A 16545-nucleotide genomic window follows, 5' to 3' on the forward strand; every position below is an offset into this window, starting at 1 on the left:
TTTTCCCATGACACCTTGCACACTTCCCTGAAAAAATATACGTACCCCTCTCCAGTGATGATTTATCGCTCGCGGCAAATGGATTCCTTTTTACGAGGTATTCCTCCGGAGCTTTTCTAACCGGGTGTGACCCCCCGCAAATACCGTTACCGGCACTATCAATACAAATGAAATACGCACGGTTTTAACTGAGAAAATCAACGAACTCATCAATAACCTATCTTTTCAAGCTCCGGATAAAACGTTCCTTCCTCAAACGCTATCCTACCTGCAAGCGCACTTTTTATACCATCGAAGTCAGATACAAAATCACCGCTATCTACAGCATCAGGTGTTGAATATTTATTGAAGAATGGCAATAATGCATTTTCGGCAATCTTCCCGAGTTCGTCTATAAACGACTGTGCGGCTGATTTAAAAAATACATTGTCGGACTTCCCCATTGATTCTGTTATAACCTTATTTTCTTCTGCTACGTGTGCCAGTAAAGCATCCTTTAAGCTGTTAAGTGTATCCAACCTTTTTTGTCCACTCTGAGAATCAATTTGTCCCAATAAATCGATTGCTGCCTTGTGTGTAGCTTTAAAACTGTCTACAGTTGCCCCCATATGCCACTTCTCCTTTCTTTAATTTTACAAATATTTATCACGCTTGACTTGTAACTATTCAGCGTAAACGATACACGGCTCGTTCCCAAACCTTGTACTGAACATAGTGAAGTATCTGTTTGGGAACGCAGTTGTACTCTGATCTCCGGTAGTTTAATAAATTACGCTGAATAGTTACCCTCTGTTAATTCATAAACAGTTTTATTTAAGTTGATTTTCTTTGCAGCATTCACCTGAAGGTCATGTAATGCCCCGGCGTGTTCCTTCATATGCATCAGATGTGTTTCTAACATTTCCGGTGCAACTTCTTTTATTCGTTCAACAGTTGCTTCCTCACTGTATGCTTCAGATTCTTTTTCTTTGATTGTCAATGCACCTGTAGGGCAGGAGCCAAGACACGCCCCAAGACCGTCACAGTAAAATTCTTTTACAAGCTTTGCTTTGATGCCATCTTTAGTTTCAACAATTTGAATTGCCTGCTCCGGACAAGCGGGTATACAATTTCCACAGCCATCACACAATTCTTCAACAATCTGAATGATTTTCCTTTTTACCTTCATAAAAATATCCGTTTCAGATTTAACATTTATGATTCATCCGGCAATATAAATATCCCGGATGGAGTAGGAACTGTTATCTCGTCTAAGACCTTCCATTCATTTGTATCAAGGACTCTTACAGTATTATCAAAATAAGATGAGAGATAAAGCCTCCTGCTATCTTCAGAAAATCTTATATGCATTATCCTCTTTCCCGCCTTTATATCGTTTAAGACCTTTCTGCTTTTAGCGTCTACCACCGTCAGAAAATCTTCCTTATCACCGCTGTAGTTTACCGCAATATACCTGCCGTCAGGAGAGACGGCAACAAATACGGGAAGCCCTGTCAAATCAATATAGCCGCTGTGCTTAAAGCTGTTGATATCTACAATATGAAGCCTCCTCTCTCCGACTGCCGGGATAAATGCGCTGTCCTTATACACTCCCCACGTGCCAAAATGAGGTATCTTAAATATCGCCTCACCTTCGCCCCTCCTCAAATTCCTTCTGGAATAGTTCATGGTATTTACGTCAAGCATACCAACGCTTCCCTTATTAAAAAGTCCAACTATATATTTATTCTCAGACATAAGTGCGTCAAAAGGCATACCGCCCGCATTTTTTATCATCTTATGCACTTCAAAATTCTTTTCCGAATCAAGCACCCATATCTCATCTTTATCCATGAGGGCAAATATCAGAAACCGCTTCCACGATTTTATACCTACGTTTTTTGAGTTTGTCTCAATCTTTTTTAATGTGCTAAGGCTCTCGTCAAGTATAACCACATCATGAGGGTCATAGTTTGCAACCGCCACCATATCTCCGGTAAATATAAAGCCTATACCGCTTTTACCGACCTTAACCTGCTTTATGAGGCTGTCAGAGACTGTCTCTATTTGCGAAAGGTAGCCGTCCCTGCTTATCACATACATAAAGTTTTTATTAAATTTTACAGTTGCATGGTTGAGGTTTCCAAGATTTCCAATCTCCCCGGAAAGAACACCGTTCTCTATTACAGCAAGCCTTTCCCTCTCCCTTTCAACAACATAAATCTTCTCTGCAAAAGCAGACGTAAGAGTGTAAAGAATAAATATTCCTGTTGTAACTACCATAAAAATGGCATAAAACAATTTTGTATAAGAACACGGGATTGCTTCGTTTTGTCCGGAATGGCTGGTCTTACCGGATTTAAACCTTATATATGACATGCCGGATCCTCCTCAAAATAATCTCCGTATCTGATATACGCCCTTGCCCTTGAATTTCCGTTGCATATCTCAATATAAGCGCATTTTCCGCATCTGCCATGGAGCCTCCGCGGGCTCTCTCTAAGCCTTGAAAGGATGCCGTTTGAATTCCATATCTCACAGAAACTCCTTGTCCTCACATTTCCAACTGCATCAGAAAAAAACGGATCGGGTTTTACATTGCCTTCAGAGTCAATATTCACAAGCCGCTTTCCTGCCTGATTCCCTCCCCATGTCCTTAACCTTTCATAAAGTCCGTCATATATATAGGGGTATCTCTTTTTAACAGCATTAAGAAGCATCACGGCATCTGCGTCATTGTTGCCCGTCACAACATTTATCGGAATATTGTTATCCACATATTCAAAAGACTTTTCAAGTATAAAGCCTATCGCCCGCCTGTAGCCATCGCGGTCTACATCATGCAAATCTCCGGCCCTGCCTGAATATACCAAGTGTGATATATATATCTTCTGTATGCCTTCCTTACGGGCAAGCTCAAATATAAACGGAAGGCTCTTCTGCGTGTTTTCAGTAAGCGTGAATCTCACACCGACCTTCAGACCGTTTTTCAGGCACAATCTTATCGCCCTCAGCGAATCCTCAAATGCACCCTTTCTGCCCCTGAATGAGTCATGTATCCCCGTCTCTCCGTCTATACTTATGCCTATGTAGTCAAGCTGCTCTTTTATTCTGTTTATATTATCTTCCCCTATAAGAATACCGTTTGTTGAGAGATAAGTCTTTATCCCTGCCTTTTTCAGTTCGCAGGTTATATCGAAGATATCCTTCCTCATAAGCGGTTCACCGCCTGAAAGTATTGCTAATTTTACCGCTGACTGTTTAAACTGTTGTATAAGACTTATTGTATCTTCACTGCCAAGTTCTTTACCTTTTATCTGATTTGCATATGCGTAGCAGTGTTTGCATGTGAGATTGCAGTTGTTTGTAATATTCCATATAACAATAGCGCCGCTAAATGGTCTGCAACCTTTTTTGGAAAGAGAATCTTTTACGTATTCAGTTATCCTTAGCATTTGCGGATTCCTTTATAAAACTAAGAAGAAACTCCACCTCTTCTGCGCCTGTCTTTATCTCCGGCATAGTTGCCTTCGCATAGCCGAGGGTCTTGTATGCGGTCTGGGGGTTTGTTATATATGCCCTTATCATATTTTCGTTACTGTTTTCATATATCCATCTGAAAGAAGGGCCAAACGCCTCATACGTGGGATGGTGGCATCCCCAGCACTTTTGCCTGAAGACCTCCCCGCCAAGTTGAATTGGGTCATAGCGCCTGTTTTTATTTACAAAATTATATTTTCCAACAGGCAGGCTTGCGGGAAATCTCTTTTGCTCCTTCAATGTAAGCGCATCATACACGATAAGACTTCCGTCGTTTTCATAGATACTTAAATATGCAGTGCCGCCGTCTCCGCTTATTTCGGTATGCATCATCTTTTTGCCTTTTACAGGAACTATTCTTTTCTGTGAAAGTTCCCTTTTGTCTATTAAGACGAGTTCATCGCTGCCGTTATCAACCCATAAATACGGATTATTGGAGTTTGTCCTCACAAAAAAACCGCTCCCGCCAACGTCTATCTTCCCCAAAAACGCCCAGTCATACATCCGCCATATCGTCAGGTATGTCTTTCCTATATGCGCAGTGGCAAAATAAAACGAGCCTTTATCATACCAGTAGGATGCAGAAAAAAGATGTGGCATGCTTTCTATCGGATATTCAAAGATCTGTTTTCTGTCTTCAATGCTGTATACCTGAAGAAGCTTGCCGTTTCTTGAGCTTCCTATTACATAGGAATCAAGCGGATCTATAAAAAAATCATCAAAAGGATTCATGATCTTTATATAGTCAATAGAAAGACTTTTCGTATTGATTATCCCAATAAGCGGTTTATCCCTGAATGTAAATATCGCCTCATCCCTCGAGTGAAGCTCGTATATAGCATTGATCTTTCCTTTAACAGGGATAACCTTTAATACAGGGTCGCTGCCCTTCTTTATGCTTTCAACATCAATAGCAACGATAGCTTCCGGAAGAATACATGCAGCAAACAACCGACTTCCGTCTCTTGAAAGCGATATATTCCTTAAATTCACACATACCCTTATCCTTCCATAAAACCCCCTGTCGGTATCATACATTCCGACCCAGCCGTCTCTTGCCGGTATGAAAAACTTCTTCGCATCAGGCGTAAACTTCAGACCGCCGTGAATATTGCTGAAATCAAACTTATCTAGTATGCTGTCTCCTTCCATGACCCATACCCTGTTAATGCCCCTCTCAACAACTACAATGAGGTTTTTTATGTCTTTTATCTTTAACGGCTCTGCATCCCCACCTGTGATTTCAAGGCTTTTTTTTATGTCATCTTCTTTCCATTCCACGGACATAGGCTTTCTGATAAATGCCACAATCATATTTATTTCTTCATCGTTCAGGTAGTCGAAAGAAGGCATTTGTGTTGCTGGAAGCCCATTCTTAATAATGTCTGCAAGGTCTTTATCAGAAAGATTTTTTAAAAGTGCAGGCAGAAGCGCAGAGGCAGTTGTTCCCATCCTTTGAGGATGATGACACGATGAGCAATATGCCTGATAAAGCAGTTCATCTTTAGTAGAAGCATTCAGGACGGGCACTGTAATAAAGCTTGTGCAGATAACAATAAACAGTATGCCTCCTGCCGTTACGAATAAGCTTTTACCGTGTACAGGCATTATTTACCAAACCTCTCGCGCACAAAGATTATCGCTTTCCATATATCATCTGCCGAGAGATTATCACCGCTGTCGGGCCCGAAAGAAGGCATCAGGGTACCAGACAAACCCTGCTCTATTAACCAGAATATATATCCATCCTCTTTTTGTGAAAAAAACTCTTTATTAAAAACGGGCAATGCGAATCCTTCCAATATACCACCTACACCATCGCCATTTTCCCCATGACACTTCGCACACTTCCTTGAATAAACAGACCGGCCCCTCTCAAGCGCTACTAATTTACTACTTCCTGCATACGGATTCTTGATAGCAAGGTATTTTTCCGGAATTTTTTTAGCCGTCTGTACATCCTCCGCATGGACAGACATCGGCACTATCAATATAAACGCAATAATCGCTGTTTTGATTGCCATTAAACCCATATTACTACCCTCCTTAACATCTAAATTTTGGATGCCGGAAGGCTTCCCTTCCGGCATCCAGGCCTAAGTTTTAGTAAATATCAAGCCTTGTGTTATAGACATTAAATTTGCCCGTCGGAGTTACAAGTCTTGGATCTGTGATCCTTGCCTTCTCTGTAAGCGTTTCATCGTCAAATACAATAATCTCTCCTTCCCTATCCCAGACAGATATCCATAACTCATCGCCCCCTTTATTATATTCCATATGGACAATCCTGCCCTTGTCTGTAAGTTTCAATACTTTTGGTTCCTTGTCAAGATGCCTGATATCGTAAACCGTAACGCTTCTTTGTGCATCTACATCTTTTGAGAGTGTATGGTCTACCCACAGGTGGTGGCTCTTTGGATGGGTCTTGATAAACAATCCGCCGTCCCCTGCAACCTTGAGCTTTCTTACTACCTTCCATCTGTTTTCAGTCTTGTCATGTCTTGGTTTTGTGCATACAAGGGCCACTGCCGCTTCTCCGAGATGCGGTGTTGCATAAACCCATCCGTATTCGGGGTCCTTAAAGTTTGTCCCCCTTCCGGGGTGAGGTTTAATACCGGTCTCTACAATAGCCTCAAGCTTTTTTGTCTTTGTATCAACAACAACAAGCTTATCCCTCATGTTGGCTGCAACGAGAAAATATCTGTGTGATTTGTCCCATCCGCCGTCATGGAGGAATCTCTCCGATTCAATTGTAGTGACCTTGAGATTTTTTATGTCAGAGTAATCCACAAGCAGGATGAGTCCTGTCTCTTTAACATTTAACACCCATTCAGGGGCAAAATGCGATGCAACGATAGAAGCCACCCTTGGCTCAACATGGTATTCCTGTGTATCATAGGTGTAGCTCCTTGTGCTTACAATCTTCAGCGGCTCAAGCGTAAGACCATCAAGGATAACGTAGCTTGGAGGCCAGTAATTTCCCACCACGGCAAGCTTATCAACAAAGTCCCCCTTTCTGCCTTTATACTTACTGCTCTCAATTGACCTAGCATCAAGCCCGGTCTTAACCTCTGCAATAGTCTGTATAGGGTCCATCCAGAGGTCAACGAGTGTCGCCTTGGCGTCCCTGCCAATCGTATAGAGGTATCTGCCTGATTTTGAATACCTGAGGGTATGCACGGCAAACCCCGAATCCAGAACAGATACTACCTCTTTGGTATCGCCGTCAATTATGGCAATCTTACCGGCGTCCCTCAAAATTACTCCAAAGAAATTCTCCCAGTTTCTATGGTGCACAGGTTTTGTAGGTCTCTTTTCAACCGGCACATAAACTTTCCATGTCGCCCTGATGTCTTTCATGTTAAACTCAGGCGGAACCTCCGGCTCCATTTGGATATACTTCGCAAGGAGCTCAGCATCTTCCATCGTATAAATATTAACACCTGCGCCCCATCCTGGCATACCGCCTTTCGTTCCGTTAAAGATTATATTTTTGAGTCTCTCCGTGCCCATAGGCTTCGTCCTGTCAGGTGTAAGGGCATTACCCGTTGCACCTTTCCTTAGCATACCATGACATCCGCCGCATCTGTTAAAATACTCCCAGTTTGCCTTCTTATATTCTTCTCCTGAAAGCTGCACCTCCGCATTAGGTTTTGCCACCTGACGACCTTCTTCCGAAAGCTCAGCCTCAGCCTTCTGAACAACGTTTGCCTTCTTATATTCTTCTCCTGAAAGCTGTGCCTCCGCATTAGGTTTTGCCACCTGACGACCTTCTTCCGAAAGCTCAGCCTCAACCTTCTGAACAACGTTTGCCTTCTTATATTCTTCTCCTGAAAGCTGCGCCTCCGCATTAGGTTTTGCCACCTGACGACCTTCTTCCGAAAGCTCGGCCTCAGCCTTCTGAACAACGCCAGTACCCATAATCACAAATGAGAAAACGGATATCACAATTACCAACCATAACTTCATACATCCTCCTTTCGTTTACCGAAGTGCTTTGTGCAGGGCTTAAAAGCCTTGCAGATACCTTTATTACAGCCCTTTTTCTTTAATTAAAGGTAATATATGACTGCGATTTGTATTACCAAGGCCGAGAAGTAATCTGTACTATAGTCAAATAAATCTATTTTTCGAAAAACATTACAGGTAGGGGCGAAGCATTTGCCTGCATATAAGAGAGAGACGTAAAATGCTGTACATACGTCAACCCCGCTACGTTGAAGGAATTATGCTGTACGCATGCAAATGCTTCGCCCCCATTTTCCAAAAAGCCAAATTACCGCTAAGGTTCTAAAATCAGATTTGTTTGACTATATATCAGGCGGAGGGAGCAATTGACTATCAGAGAGGAACCATCGGCTTTTGCCCAATTACTGACAACTTATAATATTTTTCATCAGTCCCGGGTTTTCACTTAGCTGGTTATTATTTGTGAAGATCAAAAGTGAAAATCTATCTATATATACAAGTTGTTCAAATCTTCGGTTACGGTAATATCCCGAATTCAATGATGAAAACTTGCATACCATAATGATTAACACATTCTGTTCCTTATTTTCAGAAGTACATATCAATAGTCCTATTTCCCTTATACCACTGATCTTGCGGAATACGCCTTTTACAATATGAATTATAAAACTGTATTTCCTTTTGCAATATGTTATGCACATGTGAAAAGAATTTGAAGCTAACATTCTGGGGACATCATAAAATCATTGACTTATGTTGAAAAATAATTACAATCCCGTCGCTTTTAGGGCGGTTCACCAAGCACCCTTATTCAGGCTATTTTAGCCCCCTACGGAGCTTCTGTATAAAAATTGCCTATGTTGGTTATTTATATTTCGCTACCATTGTATTATTTCAAAATACTAAATATTTATAAATTCCCGCAACTAAACAACACAATCAGAATGGAAGGGATTACCATGAGTATACGCATGGTTGACGATTCTCCGGACGTACATTTTCAACTCAAATTTTTCCTGAATTCCAACGGTTACACCTCAAGAAAAATACGGAGGAGAAGAATTTGTCGCGGTCTTGCCTGATATGGAGTTAGAAGGTGCATGCCAGATAGCGGAAAACATACGTATAAACTACGTATAAACATTGATGCGCCAAAAATTGCCCTTCAGGAGTCGCATGTTTGCGGCCTGGTTACCGTCAGTATGGGGATTGCAACGACGATTTCCGATCCGGACTTAAACTCTGACATTTTGATTGATTATGCGGACAAGGCATATACCAGGCTAAAAATGAAGGACGTAACAGGGTTAAAATTTTTCAGCGCAGCGATACGGAGAAGACTTAGTATCTTATCAGTTACTTCTTTGTACTTTCAGGCAAAATACTTAATGGTGAAATCCGATAATTGTGAAATACGAAACAAATTCTAATGACAAAATGATTCGAAATTCTAAACAAATACATCTTTCGTGTCTAACATTTAGTGATTCATATTGCTGCCTGTCTGTGCGTGATCGCACGCAGACAGGTATGTTTTGGATTTGTTTTGAATTTTAGTAACTATTCAGCGTAAAACATTACACAACTCCCGGCGGGTTCACTCATTAGAAGGCTTTTGTCAAGGACAAAAGCCTTCTAATGAGTGAACCCGCGAATGGTGGGATAAGTGAGAATTCGGCGTAGCCTCCCAATTTATGATATCAGGCGAGGATGACTTCAGCTCAGGCAAAATCGTTGGAGGCGACTTTGACGAAAGCATTGTGAAAGCAAAGGCATATTTGTTGTTTCTTGGCATGAAGTATAGGTTTTAATATGCATGGGAGAAAAGATGCATTATGATGTGATTATTATCGGCGGTGGTTCGGCAGGGTAGACCTGATATTATTATGAAAAGATGTTTGCGTTACAAATGGCAGAGAAGGAACTCAGGGACATGCTGAAAGTTGTTTTAAAGACATTTGATTTAAGGGAATTAATCCACATAATACCAAAAGAAGATTATTTACTTGTCCTTGAAGAGGCAAAATATTTTATGGAAGACTCCGTTATCAGCGAGATTCACGCAATGCCCGGTTTCTTTTCCAAAAATAAGATTGCATCAAGATTAAATAATGGATTTGAGTTTGATCGCTGACTGGAAGTCACGGCTAAAGCCGATGTTTTCGTTATACTGATCTCCGCCATAAATGGCGGAGTTAAAGGATAACCAGCTTTCTTCTATGAACTAAACCCGACTTCCGGTCTGGGATGCGGAACAAAAGTCGCGTGAAGAAATCCAACCCGGAAATTTAAACGGAGTCAAAGTCCTTATTTTAGATGACAATGACACGAACCGCTTAATTTTGATGGAAATGCTTTCAGGTTGGGGAGCTATTGTATCGGAGGCGTCATGCGGAGAATAAGTGCTGGAGATGCTTAAGGATGCAACTATTGCGGACACACCCTTTTGGGTACTTCTGCCGGACTGCCGCATGCCAGGCATGGATGGGTTTCAGGTTGCGGAAAATATTAAAAACGATCCGAAACTTGATGGAATAACGGTTATGATGCTTAACTCTGACAACAGAAACAGCGATTCTGACAGGGCTAAAAAATTAGGGGTGCATTCCCGATTTTTTGCAAATATTCGCACCTACATGTTGGCTAACAGGTATTGTATCGCAAACATCTTGTTTGATTAACCCTGACAGGGTTTGGAACCCTGTCAGGGTTGTTTCTGTCATTTTCAAGCGGTAAAAGACAGGCTTGAAACCTGTCTCTACGTTACTGTTAACCCCTACTGATTGTTTTTTTGCAAAAAATCTGGAATGCATCCCATCGTATATTGTCAAGCCGGTAAAACGTAGTGAACTTTTAAATACCATCGGTCTTGCCGTGAGAAAAACACAAACTCTCACGAAGGAACCAATAAGAGAAGACTTGCCGAATAATCGTGAAGATATTGATTTATTGAATATCCTTCTCGTTGAAGATTATATTTATAACCGCATTGTCGTTCAGTCATATTTAAAAAACAGCGCCAACATTGATATTGCAGAGAATGGAAAGATCGGTGTAGAAAAATTTAAGTTAAAAAAGTATGATATCTTATTAATGGATTTGCAAATGCCGGTGCAGAACAAAGCGGGAGAAACGTAGTTACAGTAATCCCCGACCTTAAAGAATCTGAATTGGCAATGATTATAGAAGCATGCGCAAAGGAAAGACATTCAGAAAAGATACAAATACAATTAAAAGAATTTTCAAATTACATGGAAACCCTTAAGGTTGTTTATGGAAAAAACTGAGCACAAAACCATTCTGCCGAAACCATGTAATCTCACTAAAAAGATCTATTCCCCGAATAGTTACCAAAAAAGAAACACAATACATTGAATACATCTTTCTCATGAACCGTAAAATAACTTCCCATTAATGGAGATTTAAAAACAACTATGCAAAAAACACTTAAGACATTAGAAGAGTCATGCAATTATTATAAAAACCTTTATAATACTTCTCCCATTGGCTATGTCTCTTTAGATAGCAATGGTCTTATACGGGAAATAAACCAAACCGGGGCAAAGCTGCTGGGAGTAGAACAAAATAAATTAACAAATACTTCTTTTCTTGATTTTGTGACGGCAGAAACTTCTGATATTTTTTTAAATCATCTGAAACAATGCGAACATTCTATTGAACAGGTAATTTCTGAAATAATCATTTCAGCAAAAGGGCACCACCGTACAACCCTCCAATTGATCAGCATAAAAAACAAAGATGAGAATGGTTGCACCATTTACAGAACCGCTATAGTTAATACTTCGGGAGGTTTACAGCAAAGCATTTCCGGCAGGGACAAACCATTTGTTGACTATGAAAACGCCACAACAGAAGCACTTGCAAAAGAAAACAAGAGGCTTAGAGAGGAATTGTCCGGACATTTAAGGGCAGAAGAAGACCTGCGCAAATTATCACGCGCAATAGAACAAAGTCCATGCACCGTAGTAATCACCAACGCAAAAGGCATTATTGAATACGTCAACCCCAAGTTTACTCAGTTGACCGGCTATGCGCCTGAAGAGGTAGTTGGGAAAAACCCGAATATCTTAAAACCAGACAATATTCTGGCAGAGGAATTTGACCATTTATGGAAGACAATTACTTCTGGAAAAGAATGGCAGGGAAAATTTCGTAACAAAAAAAAGAACGGCGATTTGTATTGGGAATATGCATATATATCTCCCGTAAAAAACCAATCAGACAGCATCACTCATTTTATCGCGGTAAAAGAAGACATCACCGAACGCTTAAAAGCTGAGGAAGAATTAAGTAAATTTTCACGCGCCATCGAACAAAGTCCCGTCATCACCATTATAACCAATTCCAGGGGCATCATAGAATACGTTAATCCACGGTTCACAGAATCAAGCGGTTACACCGCCAAAGAGGTTATCGGGAAAAACCCCCGCGTTCTCAAGCCGGAAAACATTTCTTCCGAAGAGTTTGCAGAACTATGGAAGACCCTTCTTTCGGGGAAAGAACTTAATGGAGAATTTTGCTGCAAAAAGAAGAACGGTGAAATGTATTGGGAAAATGTATATCTCTCTCCAATCAGAAACCATGAGGGCAAAATCACCCACTTTATCATTGTAAAAGAGGATATCACCGAACGTAAACTGATGGAAGAAGAGCGGATCAGGCACATTAAAGAATTGGAAGACCTGATGTCTTTTTCTACAATCATCAACGAAGAAGATGTACAGGAAGAAGCTCTTTTTAAACATCTTGTCTCTGCACTGCAAAAAAACTTTGCTCCGGACATCGCTGCCGCAATCATGCTTGACAAGGAAAAAAACATGCTTTACCTGCCGGTCATTGACCCTGTAATGCACGCCGGGGAATTAATACATAAGGAAGCAATACTTGACCCTTCACTGTGCAAAGTAATGAATACCGGGAAAAAATCCATCGTAAATGATATTACCACCGAATCTCCGTGTGAATGTATTGTAACACACGGGAAAAGAGGCGGGTATGTTTGTTTTCCCATCATTATTGGAAACAAGACAGCAGGTATGGTGCTCATGATGAAAAAAGAATTCAGCACATGGAAAAACAAAAAAACCCAAAGGCTTATGTCTAATTATACAGAAACGGCAGCGCTCGCTCTGCACAAATTGGAACTTCTTGAGATAGCAAAACATACAAACGTGATGGACGAATTTCAAGGAATATACAATAAACGGTATTTTACAGAACTATTGACAAAGCAACTCGCAGTGGCAAAAAGAAGGGACGAAAACCTAAGCCTTCTTATATTGGGTCCCGACAATCACAAAGCGACAACCGAAACATACGGCTCCAATAATGCGGGGAATCTCCTCCTGCAGCAGATAGCGGGAGTCTTAAGCGACTCGGTCAGTAATTCCGATATTATAGCAAGGTATGATAAAGCGGAATTCGCCATTATTATGCCGGCAACCTTTGCCACAAGGGCGCTGGTGAAAGCAGACGGAATCAGACAACGCGTAGAATATACCGGTTTTCATGATCCGGCTTCAGGCAATCAGGTAAACATTACTATCAGCATCGGCATCTCCTCATTTCCGGAACACGCATCCGAAGTGGAACCTTTGGTGACGCTCGCAAATAAGGCCTTCTACAAAGCGAAAAACGATGGAGGAAACAGGGTTGAAGCCATTGTTACTTCCAGATAAGTTAATGCCCCCTGCTTTCTTATTAATGGAGAATATGACACGGTCGGCAGTCTACAGTCATCAAATTGCAGATTGAGGACTGCCGACTGTAGATTGTGGACTGCCGATTGAAAAGTTACAAGCCCTGTCTAAGGAATAATAATTTCCACTAACGCCCGCTTCGGTACATGGTGTATCATTTCCTTGTCCCTCCAGTATTTTATGTCCCCGTCGCTGCCCACCGGCTCAATAAGCACCTTCTCCTTCGGTTTTCCCAGCGCCAATACAAGAAGGATTTCATACTCACCGGGAATGTTCAATACGTTTCGCAATCCTTCTTTCTGTATTGATCCAATAATACATCCACCAAGCCCATTTTCCGTTGCCCCAAGGAGAATACTCTGCGCCGCAACGCCATGGTCGCACCAAAAGTTTTTGCTGATAGTGGTATCCCCAAGCATTACTATATATGCAGAAGGCCTCTCCCCTTCCACAGGCCCGGGCCAGTCCTGCAGGTAACCCGCCCAGGCAAGATGCGGGAATATTAAGGCATTCTTTTGTACGTCACAGGAAAGCATATATTTCAACGGCTGCATGTTGCCGGCAGATGCAGAAAGTCGTGCGTAATCTACAAGGGTTTCCAATACTTCCCTCTCTATCAGAAATTCCTGATAAAATCTCCGGTAACTTCTGTTTTTTATAATCATATCTTTCAGCATTTTTGCCCTCCTTCATAACTTCTCAAAAAGTTTAGGTTTTTATAATAATTTCGTAACACTTTAGTTTTTTGAAAAAACAAAAACGCTCGTTCCCAAGCTCCGCAGACTGGGTCAAATGAACTTTGTTGCCTCAAAAGTGGGGGCAACTCCTCGCATTATGCCTGTTTTCGACCCTATTTAGTGCTGTTTTTCCCATTAAAGTGGAGAATGCCTGTCGTAAAATAGGATAAATTGTCCATTTGACCCAGTCTGTCCGGCTTGGGAACGCAATGGTATTGGAAGCTCTCGCTTCCACTCAGCAAGCATTATTCGGCTCAAAATAGGACGCCAAATATCTTGATAATATACTGAAAAGTATAAGCTGACATGTGCCCATTCTCTTTTTCATTCGAAGCTGGAGCTTCTCAAACAATCCCGTTCCCAAGCCGGAGCTTGGGAACGAGCGTTTTTTTTTCATAGAACTAAAGTGTTACATAATTTCTACCTTCTACAGTCTGCAATCTACAATCTACAATCGGCAATATACCGACTGTAGATTGCAGACCAATGTCATTAAATTAAGCAGCCGGCAGCAAAAAGTCCCCCTTTAAAAAAGAGGATAAAGGGGGTTGCTTTTAATCAAATATCCTTAACTTAATGACATTGGATTGCCGATTGCCGACTGTCTTGTATCTGGATTTATTTAACCGGAATCATATTCCGCCTGTCTAACGGTAAATACCGGACAGTGCGCCTTGCGTACAACCGTTTCTGCAACACTGCCCATAATTGCATGGGATATACCCGTTCTGCCGTGCGTGCCCATTACAATCAGGTCGATAGCATACTCCCTTGCCGCCTTAACTATTTCAACAAATGGAACCCCCTGTACGATGATACTCTCAACGGGCATCTTGCTCCGGATGTCTTCTTGTACGCATCTGAGCAGTCTCTCCTTTAATTCTTTGATAGCACTTTCATCCCCGATATTGAAGCGGTAAAGCACCGGCTCATTGACACCATGGACACGCGCATCAAGTACGTGTATCAAATAGAGTTTTGATCCATATTTGCCGGCAATCTCTATTGCATAATTTAATGCCTTTTCTGAATATATGGAGTAATCTACCGGACATAGAATGTTTTTTGGTTCAGACTCAGGGGTGCGCGGATGAGTGACTTGGCAGTCCTTCCTAAGAGCGGTAAACAAGGCAAGGCACATGAAAACCATAATAACTGCGAAGGGAAGGGCAGTGACGATGGAGGCTGTTTGTAATCCGGCCAGGCCGCCGCTGAAAAGCAGTACCGCCGCGATGGAAGACAGGAGAATACCCCAAATCACCTTGGTCGAAGTGGGAGGGTTTGCACTGCCGTTGGTAGTAAGCATGCCCAGTACGAATGTGGCAGAGTCGGCAGAAGTAACAAAAAAGGTAACGATAAGGAGTGCAGCGAGGGTGCCGAGTACGATGCCCAGGGGAAATTGCTCCAGGGTAATGAAAAGTGCAGAGGTCATGTCGGATTGTACGGCATCGGCAATACTGCCATCCTGAAAAAGATCAAAATATAGGGCTGATCCTCCAAATGCGGCAAACCAGAGGGCGCCGATAACGGACGGAACGAAGAGAACGCCTATCACAAATTCGCGAACAGTCCGGCCTTTGGAGATGCGGGCGATAAAGGTACCGACGAAGGGCGCCCATGCAATCCACCATGACCAGTAAAACAGTGTCCACGACCCAACCCATTCATCACCCTGTCTGAAGGGAGTGAGACGGAACGACATCTTCACGAACTCGTGTAAATAGCTGCCGAGAACGGTGGTAAAAGAATCCAGGATGAACACGGTGGGACCGCAAACCAGGACGAATGCGAGGAGGAGTCCGGCGATAAGCAGATTAATGTTGCTGAGATAGAGAATGCCTTTGTTGAGTCCTGTGCTGGCCGAGATGAGATATAAAACCGTAACAATAACTATGATCAGCATTTGGATAGGAACCGTGTTGGGAACGCCAAAAATATGATGCAAACCACCGTTTATTTGTAGGGTACCTAGACCAAGAGAAGTAGCCACTCCACAAACGGTAGCAAGGACGGCGAGTATATCAATAAGTTGGCCGATGGGACCGTCCACTTTCCGTCCGATAAGAGGGCGAAAGACCGTACAGATCAATCCGGATTCTCCTCTCCGGAATTGGGCGTAAGCCATGGAGAGGCCAATGACCGCATAAATAGCCCAGGGATGGAGGCACCAATGAAAGAAGGAATAGCGCAGCGCCATCCGGGCGGCTTCTGGCGAATGTGGTTCCGCCAGCCCGTGAGGCGGGTGTGCGAAATGATTCATCGGTTCAGCCACGCCGAAGAAAACGAGGCCGATACCCATGCCGGCGGAGAAGAGCATCGCAAGCCAGGATGAAAAGGAATATTCAGGCGGATCATCCTGTTTGCCGAGTTTAATATAGGCATAAGGGCTGAAGATGAGATAGAGGCAAAAGCCGACAAACCCCGCGGTGGATAAGAGATAAAACCAGCCAAAATTGCTGATGGTAAGGGTGAGAGTACTTTGGGCAGTATCGGCCAGGTGCTCATGGGCAAAATAACCCCAGAATACCAGCAGTGCAGTTAGAACGACAGAAACATAAAAAACCGGCGTATGATGCTTCATGAGATGGCGAAAATGCGCC

At 42.3% G+C, this 16545-nt stretch carries 14 protein-coding genes; 5 read left to right on the forward strand and 9 right to left on the reverse strand.

The genetic code is table 11. From position 1 onward, the window contains the following. Positions 1 to 209 precede the first annotated feature (209 nt). The 7 genes from KSMBR1_RS02215 to KSMBR1_RS02245 all read right to left on the reverse strand — a co-directional run bounded on the left by KSMBR1_RS02215 (position 210) and on the right by KSMBR1_RS02245 (position 7488). Positions 210 to 608 carry a hemerythrin domain-containing protein gene (locus tag KSMBR1_RS02215; protein ID WP_099323866.1) on the reverse strand — a complete coding sequence of 133 codons (399 nt, stop codon included), beginning with the start codon at positions 606 to 608 and terminating at the stop codon, positions 210 to 212. A gap of 161 nt (positions 609 to 769) precedes the next feature. Next, a complete protein-coding gene (locus tag KSMBR1_RS02220; RefSeq protein WP_099323867.1) occupies positions 770 to 1168 on the reverse strand; it encodes an ATP-binding protein in 399 nt (132 codons plus the stop codon). Positions 1169 to 1194: 26 nt separating this feature from the next. Next, complete coding sequence (locus KSMBR1_RS02225) at positions 1195 to 2358, reverse strand: cytochrome D1 domain-containing protein (RefSeq protein WP_197705307.1); 1164 nt, start codon at positions 2356 to 2358, stop codon at positions 1195 to 1197. Beyond that, positions 2346 to 3434 carry a radical SAM/SPASM domain-containing protein gene (locus KSMBR1_RS02230; RefSeq protein WP_099323868.1) on the reverse strand — a complete coding sequence of 363 codons (1089 nt, stop codon included), beginning with the start codon at positions 3432 to 3434 and terminating at the stop codon, positions 2346 to 2348. Before KSMBR1_RS02230 ends, KSMBR1_RS02225 begins: the two co-directional genes overlap by 13 nt. Continuing rightward, complete coding sequence (locus KSMBR1_RS02235; RefSeq protein ID WP_099323869.1) at positions 3418 to 5127, reverse strand: nitrite reductase; 1710 nt, start codon at positions 5125 to 5127, stop codon at positions 3418 to 3420. The genes KSMBR1_RS02230 and KSMBR1_RS02235 overlap by 17 nt, the downstream gene beginning before the upstream one ends. After that, complete coding sequence (locus KSMBR1_RS02240; RefSeq protein ID WP_157820320.1) at positions 5127 to 5552, reverse strand: c-type cytochrome; 426 nt, start codon at positions 5550 to 5552, stop codon at positions 5127 to 5129. Before KSMBR1_RS02240 ends, KSMBR1_RS02235 begins: the two co-directional genes overlap by 1 nt. Positions 5553 to 5622: 70 nt before the next feature. Further along, positions 5623 to 7488 (reverse strand): nitrite reductase, encoded by a 1866-nt coding sequence (locus KSMBR1_RS02245; protein WP_197705308.1) that lies wholly within the window; start codon positions 7486 to 7488, stop codon positions 5623 to 5625. A gap of 1100 nt (positions 7489 to 8588) precedes the next feature. Here KSMBR1_RS02245 and KSMBR1_RS02255 point away from each other — a divergent pair. From KSMBR1_RS02255 to KSMBR1_RS02275, 5 genes are all read left to right on the forward strand, one after another. After that, positions 8589 to 8918 (forward strand): hypothetical protein, encoded by a 330-nt coding sequence (locus KSMBR1_RS02255; protein ID WP_099323872.1) that lies wholly within the window; start codon positions 8589 to 8591, stop codon positions 8916 to 8918. A gap of 464 nt (positions 8919 to 9382) precedes the next feature. Next, positions 9383 to 9622, forward strand: coding sequence for a hypothetical protein (locus KSMBR1_RS02260; RefSeq protein WP_099323873.1), 240 nt, complete (start codon positions 9383 to 9385; stop codon positions 9620 to 9622). Positions 9623 to 9899: 277 nt separating this feature from the next. Beyond that, positions 9900 to 10169 (forward strand): PleD family two-component system response regulator, encoded by a 270-nt coding sequence (locus tag KSMBR1_RS02265; RefSeq protein ID WP_099323874.1) that lies wholly within the window; start codon positions 9900 to 9902, stop codon positions 10167 to 10169. Between the two features lie 64 nt (positions 10170 to 10233). Next, a complete protein-coding gene (locus KSMBR1_RS02270; RefSeq protein ID WP_099323875.1) occupies positions 10234 to 10626 on the forward strand; it encodes a response regulator in 393 nt (130 codons plus the stop codon). 296 nt (positions 10627 to 10922) lie between these two features. Continuing rightward, on the forward strand, positions 10923 to 13187 hold the full coding sequence (locus KSMBR1_RS02275) for a PAS domain S-box protein (RefSeq protein WP_099323876.1): 2265 nt from the start codon (positions 10923 to 10925) through the stop codon (positions 13185 to 13187). A 128-nt stretch (positions 13188 to 13315) separates the two neighbouring features. Here the strand turns inward: KSMBR1_RS02275 and KSMBR1_RS02280 are convergent, their stop codons facing one another. Both KSMBR1_RS02280 and KSMBR1_RS02285 read right to left on the reverse strand, forming a co-directional pair. Continuing rightward, complete coding sequence (locus tag KSMBR1_RS02280) at positions 13316 to 13885, reverse strand: nitroreductase family protein (protein WP_099323877.1); 570 nt, start codon at positions 13883 to 13885, stop codon at positions 13316 to 13318. 682 nt (positions 13886 to 14567) lie between these two features. Then, on the reverse strand, positions 14568 to 16526 hold the full coding sequence (locus KSMBR1_RS02285; RefSeq protein ID WP_157820321.1) for a glycine betaine uptake BCCT transporter: 1959 nt from the start codon (positions 16524 to 16526) through the stop codon (positions 14568 to 14570). Between the last annotated feature and the right edge of the window lie 19 nt (positions 16527 to 16545).

It is taken from the genome of Candidatus Kuenenia stuttgartiensis (assembly GCF_900232105.1).
Taxonomy (GTDB): Bacteria; Planctomycetota; Brocadiia; order Brocadiales; family Brocadiaceae; genus Kuenenia; species Kuenenia stuttgartiensis_A.

Bases quoted from the DNA above. Each gene is read 5' to 3' on its own strand.
- KSMBR1_RS02225 (WP_197705307.1), bottom strand. From the start codon at position 2,358: ATGTCATATATAAGGTTTAAATCCGGTAAGACCAGCCATTCCGGACAA.
- KSMBR1_RS02245 (WP_197705308.1), bottom strand. From the start codon at position 7,488: ATGAAGTTATGGTTGGTAATTGTGATATCCGTTTTCTCATTTGTGATT.
- KSMBR1_RS02215 (WP_099323866.1), bottom strand. From the start codon at position 608: ATGGGGGCAACTGTAGACAGTTTTAAAGCTACACACAAGGCAGCAATC.
- KSMBR1_RS02220 (WP_099323867.1), bottom strand. From the start codon at position 1,168: ATGAAGGTAAAAAGGAAAATCATTCAGATTGTTGAAGAATTGTGTGAT.
- KSMBR1_RS02285 (WP_157820321.1), bottom strand. From the start codon at position 16,526: ATGAAGCATCATACGCCGGTTTTTTATGTTTCTGTCGTTCTAACTGCA.
- KSMBR1_RS02235 (WP_099323869.1), bottom strand. From the start codon at position 5,127: ATGCCTGTACACGGTAAAAGCTTATTCGTAACGGCAGGAGGCATACTG.
- KSMBR1_RS02230 (WP_099323868.1), bottom strand. From the start codon at position 3,434: ATGCTAAGGATAACTGAATACGTAAAAGATTCTCTTTCCAAAAAAGGT.
- KSMBR1_RS02280 (WP_099323877.1), bottom strand. From the start codon at position 13,885: ATGCTGAAAGATATGATTATAAAAAACAGAAGTTACCGGAGATTTTAT.
- KSMBR1_RS02265 (WP_099323874.1), top strand. From the start codon at position 9,900: ATGCTTAAGGATGCAACTATTGCGGACACACCCTTTTGGGTACTTCTG.
- KSMBR1_RS02260 (WP_099323873.1), top strand. From the start codon at position 9,383: ATGTTTGCGTTACAAATGGCAGAGAAGGAACTCAGGGACATGCTGAAA.
- KSMBR1_RS02275 (WP_099323876.1), top strand. From the start codon at position 10,923: ATGCAAAAAACACTTAAGACATTAGAAGAGTCATGCAATTATTATAAA.
- KSMBR1_RS02255 (WP_099323872.1), top strand. From the start codon at position 8,589: ATGCCAGATAGCGGAAAACATACGTATAAACTACGTATAAACATTGAT.
- KSMBR1_RS02240 (WP_157820320.1), bottom strand. From the start codon at position 5,552: ATGGGTTTAATGGCAATCAAAACAGCGATTATTGCGTTTATATTGATA.